Source organism: Janthinobacterium sp. 1L-D-8-B-C4, from assembly GCF_057291295.1.
The window spans coordinates 149,030-167,424 of sequence record NZ_JBXAVX010000016.1; the positions used below are offsets into that span (position 1 = coordinate 149,030).

16 protein-coding genes are annotated in these 18,395 nt (G+C 63.2%); 14 read left to right on the top strand and 2 right to left on the bottom strand.

All coding sequences use genetic code 11. The features are described 5' to 3' along the window. The first annotated feature begins 89 nt into the window (after positions 1–89). The 5 genes from AC0Z42_RS24200 (at position 90) to AC0Z42_RS24220 (ending at position 5,741) form a co-directional block, all read left to right on the top strand. Positions 90–1,022, top strand: coding sequence for a family 2A encapsulin nanocompartment shell protein (locus AC0Z42_RS24200; protein WP_485470693.1), 933 nt, complete (start codon positions 90–92; stop codon positions 1,020–1,022). Further along, positions 997–2,811: a family 2A encapsulin nanocompartment cargo protein cysteine desulfurase gene (locus AC0Z42_RS24205; protein WP_485470694.1), complete on the top strand. Its 1,815-nt coding sequence runs from the start codon at positions 997–999 to the stop codon at positions 2,809–2,811. The genes AC0Z42_RS24200 and AC0Z42_RS24205 overlap by 26 nt, the downstream gene beginning before the upstream one ends. Before the next feature lie 167 nt (positions 2,812–2,978). Beyond that, entirely contained in the window at positions 2,979–3,704 is a 726-nt protein-coding gene (locus AC0Z42_RS24210) for a sensor histidine kinase (protein ID WP_485470695.1), read from the top strand. Positions 3,705–3,718: 14 nt separating this feature from the next. Further along, positions 3,719–5,449 carry a response regulator gene (locus AC0Z42_RS24215; RefSeq protein WP_485470696.1) on the top strand — a complete coding sequence of 577 codons (1,731 nt, stop codon included), beginning with the start codon at positions 3,719–3,721 and terminating at the stop codon, positions 5,447–5,449. 76 nt (positions 5,450–5,525) lie between these two features. After that, positions 5,526–5,741 carry a hypothetical protein gene (locus AC0Z42_RS24220; RefSeq protein WP_065310303.1) on the top strand — a complete coding sequence of 72 codons (216 nt, stop codon included), beginning with the start codon at positions 5,526–5,528 and terminating at the stop codon, positions 5,739–5,741. Between the two features lie 44 nt (positions 5,742–5,785). Here the strand turns inward: AC0Z42_RS24220 and AC0Z42_RS24225 are convergent, their stop codons facing one another. Then, a complete protein-coding gene (locus AC0Z42_RS24225; RefSeq protein WP_485470697.1) occupies positions 5,786–6,478 on the bottom strand; it encodes a PhaM family polyhydroxyalkanoate granule multifunctional regulatory protein in 693 nt (230 codons plus the stop codon). Between the two features lie 161 nt (positions 6,479–6,639). Between AC0Z42_RS24225 and AC0Z42_RS24230 the strand changes: the two genes are divergently transcribed. The 6 genes from AC0Z42_RS24230 to AC0Z42_RS24255 all read left to right on the top strand — a co-directional run bounded on the left by AC0Z42_RS24230 (position 6,640) and on the right by AC0Z42_RS24255 (position 14,691). Further along, positions 6,640–7,743 (top strand): DUF3108 domain-containing protein, encoded by a 1,104-nt coding sequence (locus AC0Z42_RS24230; protein ID WP_485470698.1) that lies wholly within the window; start codon positions 6,640–6,642, stop codon positions 7,741–7,743. Further along, a complete protein-coding gene (locus tag AC0Z42_RS24235) occupies positions 7,744–8,505 on the top strand; it encodes a DUF3108 domain-containing protein (RefSeq protein ID WP_485470699.1) in 762 nt (253 codons plus the stop codon). Positions 8,506–8,743: 238 nt separating this feature from the next. Beyond that, positions 8,744–10,126 carry a hypothetical protein gene (locus AC0Z42_RS24240; RefSeq protein WP_485470700.1) on the top strand — a complete coding sequence of 461 codons (1,383 nt, stop codon included), beginning with the start codon at positions 8,744–8,746 and terminating at the stop codon, positions 10,124–10,126. Beyond that, on the top strand, positions 10,119–10,847 hold the full coding sequence (locus AC0Z42_RS24245; protein WP_485470701.1) for a hypothetical protein: 729 nt from the start codon (positions 10,119–10,121) through the stop codon (positions 10,845–10,847). Before AC0Z42_RS24240 ends, AC0Z42_RS24245 begins: the two co-directional genes overlap by 8 nt. Before the next feature lie 8 nt (positions 10,848–10,855). Next, positions 10,856–13,687, top strand: coding sequence for an ATP-binding protein (locus AC0Z42_RS24250; protein WP_485470702.1), 2,832 nt, complete (start codon positions 10,856–10,858; stop codon positions 13,685–13,687). Beyond that, the gene (locus tag AC0Z42_RS24255) at positions 13,624–14,691 is read left to right on the top strand and encodes a DUF4424 family protein (RefSeq protein ID WP_485470703.1); all 1,068 of its coding nucleotides are present in this window, start codon (positions 13,624–13,626) and stop codon (positions 14,689–14,691) included. The genes AC0Z42_RS24250 and AC0Z42_RS24255 overlap by 64 nt, the downstream gene beginning before the upstream one ends. Positions 14,692–14,703: 12 nt before the next feature. Here AC0Z42_RS24255 and AC0Z42_RS24260 read toward each other — a convergent pair whose 3' ends face one another. Continuing rightward, on the bottom strand, positions 14,704–15,222 hold the full coding sequence (locus tag AC0Z42_RS24260; RefSeq protein ID WP_485470704.1) for a CcdC protein domain-containing protein: 519 nt from the start codon (positions 15,220–15,222) through the stop codon (positions 14,704–14,706). Positions 15,223–15,402: 180 nt separating this feature from the next. On the opposite strand from AC0Z42_RS24260, the gene AC0Z42_RS24265 reads away from it, so the two are divergent. The 3 genes from AC0Z42_RS24265 (at position 15,403) to AC0Z42_RS24275 (ending at position 18,393) form a co-directional block, all read left to right on the top strand. After that, complete coding sequence (locus tag AC0Z42_RS24265) at positions 15,403–17,907, top strand: alpha/beta hydrolase family protein (protein ID WP_485470705.1); 2,505 nt, start codon at positions 15,403–15,405, stop codon at positions 17,905–17,907. Positions 17,908–17,970: 63 nt separating this feature from the next. Beyond that, complete coding sequence (locus AC0Z42_RS24270) at positions 17,971–18,129, top strand: hypothetical protein (protein ID WP_171899021.1); 159 nt, start codon at positions 17,971–17,973, stop codon at positions 18,127–18,129. Positions 18,130–18,153: 24 nt separating this feature from the next. Further along, the gene (locus tag AC0Z42_RS24275) at positions 18,154–18,393 is read left to right on the top strand and encodes a hypothetical protein (protein ID WP_485470706.1); all 240 of its coding nucleotides are present in this window, start codon (positions 18,154–18,156) and stop codon (positions 18,391–18,393) included. Positions 18,394–18,395: the final 2 nt, after the last annotated feature.

Sequence of the window (18,395 nt, forward strand, 5' to 3'; positions counted from 1 at the left end):
ATAGCATGTTGAGTGAAAAGGGGAGACGCCCGATACTTTATTTGGTTTTCAAATAAGTATATTCACTTTTCTCATCAGGAGTACGGTTCATGTCCGATGCAACAAACGATAGCCAGATTGCGCTTGGCGACAATGCCGCGCGCCAGCTGGCCAATGCCAGCAAGAGCGTTCCCCAGTTATCCACCATCACGCCACGCTGGCTGGTGCATCTGCTGCAATGGCTGCCGGTTGAAGCGGGTATCTACCGTTTGAACCGTGTCAGGAACCCCAAGGATGTGCGCGTCGCCTGTTCGCAGCGCGACGAGTCGGAACTGCCGCAAACCTTTGTCGACTACGAAGAACAGCCGCGCGAGTATTTCCTCAATGCCGTCAGCACCGTGCTCGACGTGCATACCCGCGTGTCGGACCTGTACAGCAGCCCGCACGACCAGATCAAGGAGCAGCTGCGCCTGACCATCGAGACGATCAAGGAGCGCCAGGAAAGCGAATTGATCAACAATCCCGACTACGGCCTGCTGGCCAGCGTGCATGACGACCAGCGCATCTTTACGCTGACGGGCGCGCCGACGCCGGACGACCTCGACGAACTGCTGACCAAAGTGTGGAAAGAGCCGGGCTTCTTCCTGGCCCATCCGCTGGCGATCGCCGCCTTTGGCCGCGAATGCACGCGCCGCGGCGTGCCGCCGCCGACCGTCAGCCTGTTCGGTTCGCAGTTCCTGACCTGGCGCGGCGTGCCGCTGGTGCCGTCCGACAAACTGCCGATCGAAGACGGCAAGACGAAAATCATTTTGCTGCGTGCGGGCGAACAGCGCCAGGGCGTGATCGGCCTGTTCCAGCCTGGCCTGGCGGGCGAGCAAAGCCCGGGCCTGTCGGTGCGTTTCATGGGCATCAACCGCCATGCGATTTCGTCCTACCTGATTTCGCTGTATTGCTCGCTGGCCGTGCTGACCGACGATGCGCTGGCCGTACTGGAAGACGTGGAGATCGGTAAATACCATGACTACCCAGATACCTACAAGTGATGGCGCGGCGGGCCTGCCCGCCGTACCATTTTTACCCGATGAAGCGACCCTGAACCGGCTGGCCGGCGAGTTTTTTGCACGCCTGCCCGGCGTGCGTCCCGAACTGGATAAATCGCCCAGCCTGGGCGGTTCGGGCAGCGCGCTCGATGCGGCGCCACGCTATGCCAATCCAGGCCGTCCGCTGCCGCAGGCCGGCCCGTCGTTTGCCGCCATCGCCCCCGGCGTGGCGACGGCGCAGGTGCCGCCCGTGAAGGCACCGGTGGAAGCGCCGCTCGCACCGGCGCCGGCCTCGCTGCCGACGCCACGCGCATCCAGTATCGGCGCGCCGTCGCCGTATTATTTTGTCGGCGGCACGCATGGTTACCCCACTTCACACGACAAGCTCGATGGCCTGGCGCGCCAGGCACAAAGCCAGCCAGGCGCGGACGATCTGCAGGACATATATACGGCGCCGTCACGCAGCCAGCAGTTGCCGGTCACGCCATCGGCCAGCGCGCCACAGTTCTATTTCGAGACCGTGCTGACGGCGCCACCGGCCGGCAAAAACCACGGCCACGGACAGACGCCGGCGCCATTCGACGTGCACGCCGTGCGGCGCGATTTTCCGGTGCTGGCCGAACGGGTGAACGGCAAGCCTTTGGTGTGGTTCGACAATGCCGCCACCACGCACAAGCCGCAGTCGGTGATCGACCGGATCGCGTATTTTTATGCGCACGAAAATTCGAACATCCACCGCGCCGCTCATGCGCTGGCCGCGCGCGCCACTGACGCCTATGAAGCGGCGCGCGCCAAGGTCGCCAATTTCCTCGGCGCGGCCTCGCCCAATGAAATCATTTTCGTGCGCGGCGCAACCGAAGGCATCAACCTGATCGCCAATACCTTCGGGCGCAAGTTCATCGGCAGCGGCGACGAGATCATCGTCTCGCAGCTCGAACACCACGCCAATATCGTGCCGTGGCAGCAGCTGGCGGCCGACAAAGGCGCCACCTTGCGCGTGATTCCGGTCGACGACAGCGGCCAGATCATCCTCGACGAATTCAGAAAGCTGCTCAATGGCCGCACGAAACTGGTGTCGGTGACGCAGGTGTCGAATGCGCTGGGCACCGTCACGCCGGTGGCGCAGATCATCGCGCTGGCGCATGCGGCCGGCGTGCGGGTGGTGGTCGATGGCGCGCAGGCGGTGTCGCACTTGCGGGTCGACGTGCAGGCACTGGGCGCCGACTTTTATGTATTCTCGGGCCACAAGGTGTTTGGCCCGACGGGCATCGGCGCCGTGTACGGCAAGCTCGACCTGCTTGAGCAGTTGCCGCCCTGGCAGGGTGGCGGCAACATGATCGCCGACGTCACCTTCGAGCGCACCGTGTACCAGGGCGTGCCGAACCGTTTCGAGGCCGGCACCGGCAATATCGCCGACGCCGTGGGCTTGGGCGCGGCGATCGACTACGTGCAGCGCATCGGCCTGGAAAACATCGCCGCCTATGAACACGCGCTGCTCGACTACGCCACGCACAAGCTGCAAGCGATTCCCGGCGTGCGCCTGATCGGCACGGCGCATGACAAGGCAAGCGTGGCCTCGTTCGTGCTGGCCGGCTACGAGCCAGCCGAAGTGGGCCGCGCGCTCAATGACGAGGGCATCGCCGTGCGCTCGGGCCACCATTGCGCCCAGCCGATTTTGCGCCGCTTCGGCGTGGAAGCGACCGTACGGCCATCGTTTGCGTTTTACAACACCTACGAGGAAATCGACCGCATGATCGTGGTAGTGCGGCGTCTGGCGGGCGCGCGCCGCTGATACCGGTGACAGCCCCGATGCCGTCCCGCGCCCTGTGCGGGGCAACATTGTTGCGTTATGCATGACAGTTCTGCACCAGAGCCCTTGCAGCGCAACAACGGGCGGTATAATTTGCCGGTGGCATGCTAGCCGCGGCGCCGTGCCGCCGGCGCCCAAGGAGAGATGCAGTGGAAGACCAACACAGCGCGCCCGAGCTGTTCCTGTTCCTGGCGTCGACCGTCCATGACATGAAAAATTCCATCAGCGTGGTCAGCGGCACGCTGGAATCCCTGCTGGCGGCCGAGCAAGCCAAGTCCACCGACGAAGTCACGGCCGATCCTGCCTTTTTGCAAATGGCGCAGATGTTGTACCAGACCAAGCGCCTCAACGACAACCTGATCCAGCTGCTGGCGCTGTACAAGCAGGTCGGCAAGCCGGGCTACCCGTTCGACGTGCAGCCGCAGCTGGTGGGGCAGCTGGTCGAGCAGGTGGTGGCCCAGGAAAAAATCCTGCTCGCCTCCAAGGGTATCGTGATGCAGACGGATTTTCCGCCCGAGCTGATCTGGACCCTCGACGAAGACCTGGTGATCGGCGTGCTGGCCCATGCCATCAACAACGCCATCAGGTACACCAAAGAGACGATACGGCTATCGGTGCGCGAGCAGGGCGGCATGCTGGAATTGCGCGTGGAAGACGATGGCGACGGCTATACGCAGGCCTTGCTCGACGCGGGCGAAGCGGCCATGAATGGCATGAGTACGGGCGTGAATTTTTCCACCAACAGCACCGGCCTGGGCCTGTATTTTTCCAGTGTCGTGGCAAAGATGCACAAGCACCGTGGACAAGGCGGCAGCATCGCCCTGGAAAACGGCGGCGCGCTCGGCGGCGGCTGCTTCATCCTGCGCCTGCCGTGAACCGAGGAGTGACGATGGACCAGACCTCCCGCCCCAACGAAGCCGACAGCACCGACTGGGCCGACAAGCATTATCTGCTGGTCGACGATTTTGTCGGCATCCGCATCCTGCTGCGCGAATCGCTGCGCAACCTGGGCGCGCGCCATATCGACCAGGCGGCCAGCGGTGGCGAAGCGATGAAGCTGCTGGCCAAGACGCGCTACGACGTGGTGCTGTGCGACTACAACCTGGGCGAAGGCAAGAACGGCCAGCAGGTGCTCGAAGAGACGCGCGTGCGCAACCTGACGGCGCCGTCCAGCGTATGGCTGATGGTGTCGGCCGAAAAAAGCGTGGAATCGGTGATGGGCGCGGCCGAGCACCAGCCCGACGCCTACCTGATCAAGCCGATCACGGAAGGCGTGCTGCTGACGCGCCTGAACCGCGTCTGGCATAAAAAGCAGGTGTTCCGTGAAATCGACCAGGCCTGCATGGAAAAGGATTATCTGCGCGCGGCCAAGCTGTGCGACGTGCAGATCGCGCAGAACAAATTGCACGAGCTGGAATTGCTGCGCATGAAGGCCAGCCTGCTGCTGAAAAGCGGCGAGCCGGAAAAAGCCCGCGCCATCTATGAAAAAGTGCTGGCCGAGCGCGATTACAGCTGGGCCCGGGCAGGGCTGGGCAAGATCCGCATGAACAATGGCGAACACGAGGCGGCGCGCCAGATATTCCAGGGCGTGATCGTGGAAAACCGCTATTACATCGACGCCTATGACCAGATGGCGGTGGCCTACCAGCTGATGGGCCAGCATGAAGAAGCGTGCGGCGTGCTGGAAAAAGCGGCGCGGCTGTCGCCCAATTCGGTGCCGCGCCAGCGTAACCTGGGCCAGGCGGCTTTAAAGATCGGCAATATCAGCATGGCCGAAAAGGCGTTCCGCAAATGCGTGGCAATCGGCGAATTTTCCGTGATGAAGACGGTGGACGCCTACCTGGGCCTGGCGCGTGTATGTGGCCTGAAGAAAGATGCCAAGGAAGCGCTGCAGTGGCTGATGCTGGCGCTGCGCGAGTTTCCACCTGAAGAGATCGGCTTGCGCGCCAAGATCACCGAAGGCCTGGTACACCATGAAACGGGCGACTACCGGCGCGCGCGCAAGTGCGGCGACGAGCTTGAAACGATGCTGCTGGAAGACCCGGCGCGGCCCGAGAAGGCCATCTGCATGGAACTGGCCACCTTGCTGTTCGCGGTCGGCGTCAAGGACGCGCCGGCCGGCCTCTTGTGCTACGTGGTGAAGAACAACCACGACAACCAGGTGGTGCAGGACGAAGTGCAGAAGATCTTCGACAAGGCCAAGATGGGCGACGAGGGCACCAGCCTGATCCTGGCCTCGCGCAAGGAAGCGTCGGACCTGATGAACAAGGGCGTGCTGCTGTGGAAGACCGACAAGCTCGATGACGCCGTGGCCTGGATGCGCGCGGCGCGCGTGAAACTGCCGAACAACCTGCGCATCCTGTTCAACTCGGCGCAGATCATCGTTTCCTATCTGCAGCAGCGCGGCTATCACGCGGATCTGGCGGCCGAAGCGGTGGAAGTGTTGCTGTATGTAGACAAAATTGCACCAGGCCAGCAGCGCTTTGCGCAACTGATGGAGCAGCTGGTACAGCTCACGCCCGCCGCTGCGGCAGGCGACGACGTGGCCGCGCCGGTGGCGGAAAAGGTGGCGCCGGTACCCGATAAAGCCGTAAAAAACATGCGCGGACGTGCCGGATGATAAACTACGCGCCAGCGTGGTGCAGGCAACAGCCTGCTCCGGGCTTGAGTTGCTTTACAACAATAAGGAAGAAACTATGCGTGATGTGGTCAATGAAGTATACAAAAAAATGAAGGTCGGCAGCATCGCCTGGGTACGCCCGGTCGCCGCCAAGGGAGACACGCTGGAAACATTCCAGTCCTCGTACGAGCACGCCAAGGCGCTGGCCGACGAAGGCCTGATCACGATCGGCGACGTCAAGCGCCAGGACGACAACATGATCGAAGCGATCCGCATTCATCGCCTGGCCTGATCACAGCCTGACCGGGTTCGCCGCGCGAACCCTGGCAAAGCCGCTTACAGCTTGCCCTTGGGCGCCGCGCGTTTGGCCGGCGCCTTGACGGGGGCCTTGGCCTTGGCCGCCGATTCCGCCGCAGCCGGCTTGGCGCGCAGGTCGGACTTGGGCTTGGCCGCAGCGTCGGGCTTGTCCTTGGCCGGCTCCGGCGCCATGGCCGTCGATACCGCCTGCTTGAACTGATCCTGCAGCAAATTCCACCAGGCCGCCGGGTTGGCCAACTGGGCCGCCGCGTCGGCTGACGGGCTGGCCTGCTGAGCGGGCGCCGCTGGCGCTTCCGGTGCTGGTGGTGGCGGCGGTGCTTTTTCGGCTGGCTTGGCCGCTGGCGGCGTTTGCTGGAAGAAGGCCGAGGCGTAAGGCACGGAATCGAACAGGTTTTTCTCGCTGGCGCCCGGCTGGGTGATGGCGGCGGCCATTGAGGCGCCCATCGATTTCAGGGTGGCGATCGTGCCGCGCTGCACTTCCAGCGCCTGTATGCTGCCGCGCAGCATGCTGATATTGAGGTTCAGCCACGCTTCGACCGCTTTCAGGTCGTTGATCTTCTTGTCCAGTTCCTCGACCGACAGGCTGGGCGCGGCCATGGAGGGCATGCCCATGCCGGGTACGCTCATGCTGCCCCACAGGTTCTTGACGAAGTCGAGCGTATCGGTCATCACTGCTGCGCCCGGAATTGGGGGCATTTGCGGATTTGCCATGCGAGAGTCTCCTGGTAGGTCGATGGTCCTAGCGTAGCAGATATCAGCTTGCTACTGACGAAATCCCGGTGACATTTTTCGCCTGCGTTTTCCTTCGATGGCAAGGGCGTTGATCTACAGCAAGAAAGCGCATCTCGGGCACAGGCGTTACACTAGTGCGCATGACGTCAGCCTCCTTTTTCATGCCGCCGCGCCGCCGCACCGTGCTCTTTGTCGCCGTGATCGGCGCGTTGCATATCGTGGCGCTGCACTGGCTGGGCGGACAAGCGGGCAGGGCGCCCGCGCATGAGCAGGCGCAACTGGTCAGCATGGCGGTGATCGCCGAAGCGCCAGCGCCTTTTCCGGTGCCGCTGCCACCGCCGCCCGTGCCCTTGCCGCCGCCGCCCGCACCGCAGGTGCCGGACTTGCCTGTCTTGCCGGTGATCGATTTGCCGCAGCTGGTGGTGCCCGAGGCGCCGCAGCCGCTGCAGGTGGCGCCGCCTGCCGCGTCCGCGCCGGATAGCCCGGCACCGGCATTGGCGCAATTGCCGGCCATCGCGCCGGCGGCTGAATCTCCCGCACCAGTGCCACCGCCGGTAGTGGAAGCGGCGCGGCGCTACAAGACCAATGTGCCCGCCTCGGCCGAGTTCGACCTGCAGGTGGACCGGCGTGATGCCGACGGCACCAAGTGGACGGGCGTGGCGGTGATGTCGTGGCAAAATAAGGGCGACAGCTATCGTTTGAGCCTGGAAGCGGGCCTGAATGTGCTGATCACCCGCATCAACCTGCTGGTGTTGAGCAGCGAAGGCGTGATCGACGCCAGCGGCGTGGTGCCCGTCAAGGCAACCGAAAAGCGCCGCGGCCGCGCGCAGACGGCCACGCATTTCGATGCGGCCGGCAAGACCATCCGCTTTTCCGCCACCACCGCCACCGCGCCCTGGCAGGAGGGGGCGCAGGACAAGGCCAGCCTGCCGTTCCAGCTGGCCGCCATCGGCCGCGCCGACGTCAGCCAGCTGGCCGGCAATATCGATATCCTGGTCGGCGAAGAAAAGGAAGCGACCGTGTTCCGCTTCCAGCTGGTCGGCGAGGAAACGCTCGATACCAGCATGGGCCGTCTGCAGACTTGGCATCTGCGCCGCCCGCCCAAGCGGGGAAGCTACTCGTCGCAGCTCGATATCTGGCTGGCGCCGTCGCTGCAGTGGTATCCGGTACAAATACGCAATACAGAAGCGAACGGCGCGCTCACCACCCAAACCGTCTCCAAAATCACCGTGACAGGAACCTGAATGACTTTTACATCACTTAAACAACTGCTGGCCGCAAGCTTGCTGGCCGCCACCTTGTCTTCCGCGCTGGCCGCCACCGAGGCGGACGAGCATCCCGTGATCAAGCGCCCGTTCAAGCTGGCGCCGTCGGCCGACCTGGTGTATTCCATCAAGGCGAAACAGAAGGGCATCGCGCTGTCCGGCGACTCCGTCAGCAACTGGCGCGCCGGCGACGGCAAGTATTCGCTGCTGGCCGAAACCAAGGCCGCCCTGTTCGGCAAGATCCTCGAGCAGCGCAGCGAAGGCACGGTCGACGACTATGGCCTGGCGCCGGCCCAGTTCGTGGAAAAACGCTTTCGCAAGCAAGCCGCCACCACCGTTTTCAAGCGCGACAGCAAGACCATCGCCTTCAGCGAAGGCGACAAGAGCTATGCGCTCAAGGGCGGCGAGCAGGACCGCAACAGCGCCGTCTGGCAACTGACGGCCGTGGCCCGCGCCGCGCCTGAAAAATTCGTGCCCGGCTCCGAGTGGGCCTTCTTCGTTGCAGGCCGCCATGATGCCGAGCCGTGGATCTTCAAGGTCGTCAAGCAGGAAACGGTGGCCACCGGCCAAGGCCTGGTGGAAGCGGTGCACCTGGTCAAGGCGCCGCCAACCGACAAGAAAGGCCAGCAAGTGGACCTGTGGCTGTCGCCGTCGCTGGAATGGTATCCGGTCAAGGTGACGTTCGAAGATGAAGATGGTGATTATGTGGAACAGACTTTGCAGAAAATCGTTAAAAAGTAACGTTTTGAACGGCTAACCCCAATGCAGAACCTGGGGTCGGACCCTCAGGGTCCGACCCCGGCAGTTCGCCGTTGGGGTTTTGCCGATACCACACCTGCCCGCCAGCCCCCTTCCCATCGGTCAAATTGCATATCAGAACTGATATACTGACGCCCCCGCGACCCTTTATGCCCGCAGCGTCCTCCAGGCCCGCTGCGCCGCCCGCTGAACACTCATCCGGAATAGAATGATTGATATAATGGCAAGTGCAGCCGTGGCTGCGGATGCAAATCAGACCGAGCAGGAGCATCACGATTCATTGCAGGCGCATTTCCAGCCGAATATTTCGGCTGACGAGATCGAGCAAGTCTTTCATCTGAAGCGCGCGCAGCCCCTGCTGCAGGTGTTCACGGCGCTGTTCCATGGCGGTTTCGACGGCGTGCTGGTGCGTTTGCTGGTGCTGCGCGAACTGGCGGCCGACGCGGCTACCTCGTCGTACACGCGCGCCGACATCAACACGCGCCTGGCTTATCTGTTGCCGGAAAGCCTGGAAACGGTCTTGCTGCGCCTGCGCAGCAACCAGCTGCTGGCCTGGGATGCGCAGCAGGGCGTATATCGCGTCACGCCGATGGCGCGCAATGTGCTGTCGGCCATCGACAGCCTGCTGGGCCTGGGCCAGACCGAAGACGAAGCGGAAATGGGCTTCTTGCTGTCGCAGGTGGCTGGCGCGCAAGCCGTCGGTGGCGTGTCGGTGGAGCAATTGCAACATCTGCTGGGGCGCCTGGTCGACCTGACGGACGAGTTTTCCGACGCGATTGCCTCCGGTTCCGAATTCCGTTTGCGCACCGCGCAGGCGAAATGGAACATGGCCTGCGACTGGGTGGAAAAAGGCTCCGAGATCCTGGTGGCGATTACCTCGGACGAAAACGCCGACGGCGCCACGCACAAGGCGGCCCAGGCGATCGGCCGGGCGCAAAGCAAATTGCTCAACATGCAGGGCATGTTCTCGCGCGCGCTGAACCAGATCGAGCGCCAGCGCGTGCATCTGGGCCAGTCCGGCCTGTCGACCACCGACATCAAGCGCTGGCTGCTGCAGCACGAGGACCTGGCCTCACTGGCCGAGGGGGCCATCGACCAGCCGGTGGTGCCGTTGTTCTCGACGCCGGCCGAAATGATCGACGTGGCCGAAACCGAACTGCTGTCCGAGCGCGCGGCCGGCGTGGCGCAGACCGGTTTGCCGAGCGGCGAAGACGCCCCTACCACCATCAGCGACGGACCCGCCATGCAACTGGAACTCGATGACCTGCTTGATCGCCTGTCGAACTTTGCCAGCCTGGGCAACTTCCCCAGCATCGGCGAAGAGGGCCCGAAAAGCGTGCCGGTGCAGGACTCGTTGCTGCCGGCCAGCTTTGCCGTGGCCTCGTACCGCGCCTCGATGCTGCCGCTGCTCGGTGACGTGTCCGAAGCGAGCTTGCAGGGCGCGACGGCCGAACTGGCCCGGCTGCCGATCACCTTTACGCCGACCGACGAGATGGTCCAACTGAACGACCCGCATGTGGCGGCCATGTCGATCGCCTCGCTGTCCCTGAATTTCCCCCGTGATTTTTCACTTGATTTAGATAGCGGCACCGCCGATGAATGACGATTCCCAAATCCTGATTGCGCGCCTGCTCACGCATCAAACCCTGCGCCGCGACGACAAACTCGTCAAGCGCGTGCTGTCGGACGAACTGTTCCGCGCCGAGATCGATGCGCGCCTGCTTGCCTGCGGCCTGAAACTGCTCGACAACGTGTATGCCGACCATGTGACGCTGGCCCTGTCGCGCACCATCGAGCCGAAGATTTTTGGCGCGCGCGATGTGTGGCAGAACAATAATTTCGGCCTGGCCCGCGATGGCGTGGCCTTGCTGGTGGTGCTGTGGGCGCAGATCATCCTGCCCAAGCGCGAACGCCAGGAAACCCACCAGCATGCGGACGACGACCAGAACGACATGTTCGGCACCGACAAGCCGCTGCCGCGCGCGGAAGACGCCTCGATCGGCATCGCCTACAAAGCCTTGCTGGCCGACTTCGGCGACAAGCTGGGCAAGAAGACGCGCATGGACATGAACCTGGGCACCTTGGCCAAGCTCGGCTTCATCGAGCGGCGCGGCGACTTTATCGTCGAAGGGCCGTTACTGGACCTGATGATGGATACCGACGTGCTGAAAGAGCGCATCATCAATGGCGCTCTGGCCGATGTGTTCAAGCGCGCGCCGTCGCGCCTGGTGGCGGTCGAGCTTGACGCCGATGCCGACATGTCCGTCGATATTGGCGATGTGCCCGACGCCGATGGCGACGCTACGCCCGAACTGCCACACTGAAAGCAGCCATGTTTCATATCAAATCACTTGAACTGGTGCACTGGGATTACTGGCAGCGCATCAAGAATATTCCGCTCGACGCCAAGATCATCACGATTGCCGGCCAGAACGGTTCCGGCAAGACCACCTTGCTCGACGCGCTGCGCACCCTGTTCGGCCTCGACTGCTCGATGGGCCGCACCTATAAACACTATGCGCGCCATTCGGGCCAGCAGACGGCCTGGCTGCGCGCCGTGGTCGACAACCGCAACGTCGGCAAGCAACTGTCGAACCGGCCGTTTCGCAGCTCGGGCTTTTTCAGCGACGATGAAGTAACGCTGTTCTGCCAGATCCAGAAGAACGGCGGCGACTGGAAGCGCCAGTATCTGATGCGTCCGGGTAATGTGCAGATTGAAGACATTTCCGACGCCAACGACTGGCTGGGCGTGGAAAACTACCGCAAGCGCCTGGCCAATGCCGGCCTGTCGCCGGCCATGTCGAAAGTGCTGGCGCTGGAGCAGGGCGAGACCGACAAACTGTGCGAATACGCGCCGCGCCAGCTGCTCGACCTGGTGTTCCAGGTGTTCGGCGACAAGGAAGTGCTGGACGCCTACGACGAAGCCAAGCGCCACCAGCGCGACACTGAAGTGGAACTGAAACGTTTCGAGACGGAACTCGAAGCGTCGAAAACCAACCTGGAAGGCTTGCGCCTGCGCGTGGCCAACTACCATCAGTGGGAAGGCTTGCACCGCGAACGGCGCAACCTGCTCGAAGAGGTGCTGCCCAGCCTGCAGTACCACGAGGCGCGCGAAAAAGCCGCCACGGTCAGCCGCCAGTTGCGCGACGCGCGCAAACCGATGGCGCTGAACGATCCGCAACTGAACGACAAGCGCAATGCGCTGGCGGCGCAGGCGAAAGCGCTGTCCGACGCGCAGATGAACGAGACCTTGCTGGAGCAGGAGTCGATTGGCTTGCAAAGTCGTCTTTCCCTGATCAACGCCAAGCTGAAACCGCTCGACAGCCTGCTGGAACAGAAAGAGCGCCTGCAAAAGCTGGCGGCGGACTCGGGTAGCGATATCGCCGCCGTGGCCGCCCAGCTGGAACAGCAGGAGGCGGCCTTGCTGGCCCAGCGCCAGCAGCGCGATGCGCTGTCGGCACGGATTGCCGGCGAGCAGGCGACGATTGCCGCGCTGCAGGGCAAGACGGCCATGCCGGAGCCGGACAATGTACGCGGCATGCGCCGCGCGCTGCGCGACGCGGGCATCGGCCACGTCATGCTGTCCGATATCGTCGAAGTGACGGACAGCCGCTGGCAGGGCGCAGTCGAAGGTATATTGGGTGGCTATGCTTCGGTGGTGCTGCTGGACAAGGCCAAGGACGGCCCGGCCGCCTATCGCCTGGCCGAAAAAGAACGTTATCGCCACTTTATCGTGCCCGAGCTGGTTACCGCGCCCACCACCAAAGACGACAGCCTGCTGGCGGTGGTGAAATTTTCCGCGCCGGTGCCGAGCTGGCTGATCGAGCAGTTGTCGCGCATCGCGCGCGTCGATTCGGTCGAGGCCGGCGTCAAACTGGGCAACCATGACGAGTGGATCACGCCCGAGGCGTATCACCGCGAACGCCGCGGTGGGCGCTCGCTGTTCGTCGAAGCGTCGCGCTACCGCTTCGGCCAGGCCGGCCGCAGCGGCCGCCTGGAAGCGCTGCTGCGTTCCTTGCCCGGCCTGGAAGCGCAGGAAGATACACTGACTTTGGTGATCTCCAAGCTGGCGGCCGAAGTGGGTGCTTTGAAGGCGCGCATCGCCGGCGTCGACGCGGCCAAGGAACTCAGTGCGCGCCAGGAAGAATTCGCCGAAGCACTGCGCAATTCGAAGCCGTTGAAAGAAGAGCGGATGGAAGTGGGTGGGCGCCTGGGCGAGTTGCAGAACCTGACCAAGAACGCGACTGTCGCGCGCACCCGTGCCGATACCGTTTGGCAGAACGCGCGCCTGGCCTTGTCCGAAGCGGAAGCCGGCTCGCGCCTCGGCTACAAGAAACAGATCGAACAGCGCGCCGAACATGCGCGCGCCTTGCTGGTGCTGCGCCGCGCCTGGCGCCATTTGCCGCGCAGCTGGCGCCGCCCTGCGCGCCGCGCTGCGCTGGTGGCCGAACACCAGAATGCGCACCAGGTCGACCTGCGCGTGTCCAGTTTGCAAAGCAGCCTGGCGCGTGACGACTGGGAACTTGACGCCACCGTGATCGACCAGCATCACCGCCTCTCCGAGCAGCTGAGTGGCCGCCAGTCGGAAACGGACGAGCGCCGCTACCAGAACAACCGCGCCATCGAAGCGACCGGCAACGCACGCGGCGCCTATATGGAGCGGCTGCGCTACACCATCAAGACCTACAGCAAGAACATCAAGGAGCTGGGCGAACTGGCCGGCATCGAAGTGCACGCCGATCCGGTGCGCCTGGAAAACGACGATGTGCAGCTGTCGCAGGCGGGCCTGCACGTGCGCTTCAAGTTCGACGGCAAAGGCATTATCGGCATGAACGACGGCGAAGCGTCGGGCGGCCAGCAGGTGATGAAGTCGCTGGTACTGCTGATCGGCCTGCTGAAATCGGAAGGCGGCTCGGGCGGCTTCGTGTTTATCGACGAACCGTTTGCCCACCTCGATATCCGCAATATCCAGCTGGTTGGCGAGTTCCTGAAAAACACCGAAGCACAGTACCTGATGACGACGCCGCTGACGCACAATACCGACGTCTACGATCCATCCGAACTGACATTGATTACCAGCAAAAAGAAAAAGGACACGCAATGGGCGCAACCGATTTTCGTACTGCAGCGGCGCCAGGAACCGGCCGCTGGCAAAGTGGCGTAGCCAGCCTCGTTTTTGCACTGGCCCTTCCCGCCAGTGCCTTGGCCAATGACGGCATCGGCTCGGTCAGCGCCGGCGGCATTATTGTCGGCAAGACCGATGCCGTGGCGATGAAAAAGGAAGTGCTGACCGTCAGCCCGGACCTGATCAAGGTCGAGTACGAGTTTCTGAACGAGTCAAAAAGCGATGTGGAAGAGACCATTATCTTCCCGCTGCCGGCGTATGATGCCGGCTACCACCAGTCGCCCACGTATTACGGCCAGCCGCAGCAGTTCTCGATCGAGGTCGACGGCAAGCCCAGGGACTACCAGACCGTGCTGCTCGCCAAGCTCGATGGCAAGGATGTGACGGCACGCCTGAAAGCGCTGGGCCTGACGGACGCGCAAGTGGCGTATTTTCCGTCGTTCAGCCCGTTCGAGAAAAAAGTGGCGCCCTTGAATGCCGCGCAGAAAAAAGCCATGATCGATGACGGCCTGCTGGCCAAGCTGTCCGATGACGAAGAGTGGGTGCCGGCCTGGTCGGTGACGGTGGTATATCAGTGGAAGCAGGCATTCCCGGCCGGTAAAACCGTGCGCGTGCGCCATCAATATGCGCCGTTCGTGGCGGCCGGCCCCGGCGCGTCCTACCTCGGCGATGGCAACGAGTTCGAGAAAAAATATTGCGGCGACAAGGCCTTTTATGCGACCTGGAACAAGCTTGCGAAGAAGCAGGGCGAGAGCGGCTTCGTCAATGCCAAATGGGTGTCGTATATTTTGAAAACGGGTAACACCTGGAAGAACGGCATCGAGGACTTTACGCTGAACCTGGTCAAGGGCAAGCCGGACGAGCTGGTCAGCCTATGTTTTCCCGGCACGTTTACCAAGATCAATCCGACCACCTTGCAAGTCAAGCTGCGCAATTTCCGCCCGACCCAGGACTTGAACGTCTACTTTGGCAATGTCGAAAATGGCAGCGAGAATACGGGCGAGGCGCCTGCGCTGCGCGGCAATTATCTGAAGACCAAATAATCGCCGGCGCGCTTATTCGATGGCGTCCAGCGGCTTGTTGCGCTGGCGCCAGCGCAGCAGGCCCCAGGCGTAGGCGGCGTAGTAGCCGGTGACCATGCCGTAGGCGGCCATGGTCAGCGGGCTCTGGCCGAATGGTGGCGGCGGCACCGGCACGTCCAGGCGCGTGTTCAGGTAGATCTCCATGCCGCGGTACAGCAGGCGGGCGATGAACAGCATGGTAATCGCCAGGCCCAGGTAGCGGTGCTGGGTGAAATAATAATCCTTGCCGACCTGTTCGAAGCGCGTCAGCTTGATGCCCAGCACGCCCAGCCAGCCTCCGGCCAGCACGCCGGCGCCCAGGCTTGACAGCGGCAGGATCTCGAATTGTGTGGTGGTTGCCAGGAACACGATCAGCGCGGGAACGCCGAACGCCACCAGGCGGTGCCGCCACAGCTGCGACTTCTGGCGCGCCACCAGTTTTTTCAGGCGCGAATAAATGCGCCAGACCAGCAGCGGGACCAGGAACAGCAGGGCAAGGGTGGTGGTTTCCATGGATGATGAGCGAGCGGTAAAACAACGATTGTAAGCCAGATCGCCATGGCCATGGCCGGTGATGAAATGTTGCTTATTGACATTTTGATGGCAGGTCAGCACTATGCCCTGTCACAGGGCGCCGCCACGAGCGCGCGCGCTGGGCCACTGCCTCTCTTCATCGACCCTTACTGGAGCGCCATGTCACCCCGTTTTCCCTTGCTGCCTGTTACCGTCGGCCTGATCGCCGCTTCCTCCATGGCCACCGCCCAGACCGGCGGCTATCAACAGCCACCGGCCGCCCTGCAGGCCATCGTCGATGCGCCGCGCGCGCCGACCCTGAGCCTGAGTCCGAAGCGCAACCTGGCGGCCATGCTGCCGACGCCGTCGTTGCCGAGCATCAGCGAAGTGGCGCAGCCCGAGCTGAAACTGGCCGGCCTGCGGATCAACCCGCGCACCTATTCGGCCAGCCGCTTCAGTTTTTACACGGGACTTGGCCTGCTCGACATCGACACGCAAAAAGAAATCAAGGTCAGCGGCCTGCCGGCCTCGCCGCGCATCGCCGACGTGGCCTGGTCGCCCGACCAGCGCTACCTGGCGTTCAGCAATGTGGTGTATGCCGACGCCGCCAAGGGCGTCAAGGAGTCCGGCGTGGAACTGTGGCTGCTCGACGTGCAGAGCAAGGTCGCGCGCAAATTGTCGAGCCAGCCTTTGTCTGGCGTATCGGGCCGCGGCTTTTCGTGGATGCCAGACAGCAAGACCTTGCTGGTGCACCTGAAACCGGCCAGGCTGGGTGCCGCGCCCGCAGTGAATGGCATTCCCACCGGCCCTGCCATCCAGGACAGCCTGCCCGGCGGCGCCGTCAAGCAATTGCGCACCTATCCCGACCTGCTGAAAAACGAGCAGGATGCGCAGCTGTTCGAACACTACATCACGGTGCAGCTGGCCTTGCTGGACGTCACCGGCAAACAGCGCCTGGTGGGGCAGCCAGGAGCGTTTTCACGCGCCACGGTGGCGCCGGGCGGCAAGTTTCTGCTGACCGAAACCATCGAACGTCCGTATTCCTACATCGTGCCGGCGCGCGACTTCGGCAGCAAGATCGAAGTGCGCGACCTGGCCGGCAAGGTGGTGCATGTGGTGGCGACCCTGCCGCTGGAAGAAGGCCTGCCACCAGGCAATGACGCCGTCTCGCCCGGCGTGCGCAGTGTCAGCTGGAGGGTCGATGCGCCAGCTACTCTGGTCTGGGCCGAAGCGCAGGACGGCGGCGATCCGGCGAAGAGCGCCGAGATTCGCGATATCGTCTACACCCAGGCCGCGCCGTTCACGGCCAAGCCGGCTGTATTGGCCAAGCTTGCTTCGCGTTACTCGGGCATCGCCTGGGGCCGTGGCGATCTGGCCCTGCTGAGCGAAGCGTGGTACAAGACGCGCGCCGTCAAGCAGTGGCGCATCAAGCCAGATCAACCATCGATTGAAGCGGGCACGCCGGGCGACCTGGTATATTCGGGCTCGTTCGAAGACCGCTACAACGATCCTGGCCAGCCCGTGATGCGGCCCGATGCGGCCGGCTTGCCGCGCATCCTGATCGCTCTTGACAACACCATCCTGCTCGACGGCGCCGGCGCCTCGCAGGAAGGCGACCGTCCGTTTATCGACCGCCTGGACCTGGTGACGAAGAAAAAGGAACGGCTGTTCCAGAGCGCCGCGCCGTACTATGAAAACGTGGTGGCGGTGCTGGACGAAGACGGTGGACGCCTGCTGTCGACGCGTGAATCGCCGACCGAGCAGCCGAACTACTATGTGCGCAACCTGAAACCGGGTGCGACGGCCCTGACGCCGCTGACGCATTTCCCGCATCCGCTGCCGCAGCTGAAAGACGTGCAGAAAGAGCTGATCCGCTACAAGCGCGCCGACGGCGTCGACCTGACGGCAACATTGATGCTGCCGCCGAACTATGACGCCAAACGCGACGGCCCGCTGCCGACCCTGATGTGGGCTTACCCGCAGGAATTCAAGACCGCCAGCGCCGCCAGCCAGACCAAGGGGGCGCCGTACAAATTCAACGCTGTCAGCTACTGGGGACCGGCCGCGTTCCTGTCCATGGGTTATGCCGTGCTCGACAATCCGTCGTTCCCGATCGTCGGCAACGGCGAGCAGGAGCCGAACGATACTTACTTGCCGCAACTGGTGGCCGACGCCGAAGCAGCGGTTGACGAAGTGGTGCGGCGCGGCGTGGCAGACCGCGACCGTATCGCCATCGGCGGGCACTCGTATGGCGCCTTTATGACGGGCAACCTGCTGGCCCATACGCGCTTGTTCCGCGCCGGCATCGCCCGCAGCGGCGCCTACAACCGCACCCTGACGCCGTTCGGCTTCCAGTCCGAAGACCGGCCGTTCTGGCAGGCGCAGACGGTGTACCAGGCCATGTCGCCATTTAACTATGCCGACAAGATCAAGGATGCGCTGCTGATGATCCATGGCGAGCAGGACAACAACTCGGGCACCTTCCCGATCCAGAGCGAGCGCATGTTCCAGGCCATCAAGGGCCTGGGCGGCACGGCCCGCCTGGTGATGTTGCCCAACGAAAGCCATGCCTACCGCGCGCGTGAGTCGATCATGCACATGCTGTATGAAAGCAACAACTGGCTGGAAAAATACGTCAAAAACGCCGCGCCGCGCACGCCAGTGGCAGCCACGCAAGGCCAATAAGGCGCAGCCGGCAGCGACTCGTGGTATGGTCTTCCTTTGCCTGTTCGCTAACGGAGGCCTGCCATGAAAAGCGTTGCCATTGAAGCCCACCGCGCGCCCGACCCGGCGCCGGTCGATGATCCGATGCCGGCACCCGAGCCCGATACGAGTCCGGGTCACCGGCCCGGTCCGGCGCATCCGGTGCCGCAGGACGATCCGGTCCCCGATCCGCACCCAAGTTAATTCGTCAAAGAAAGGCTGTTCCAGATGGCATTGATCAAGGAAAATTACACCCGCAAGGTCAGCGGCGATTCGTTCGACTACGAACTCGAGTACACGCCCGGCAGCGATGTCGGCTGGATTGCCCGCGTCTACCACGATGGCGTGCTGAAAGGCTCGCCACATGGCGCGCTGACGGCCAACGTGCTGTCCGGCCCGGCGCTGGAACAGTATCTGCGCGCGTATGTCGAAGGCATGATCGAGCGCGGGCTTGACGTGGCCGAGTAAGC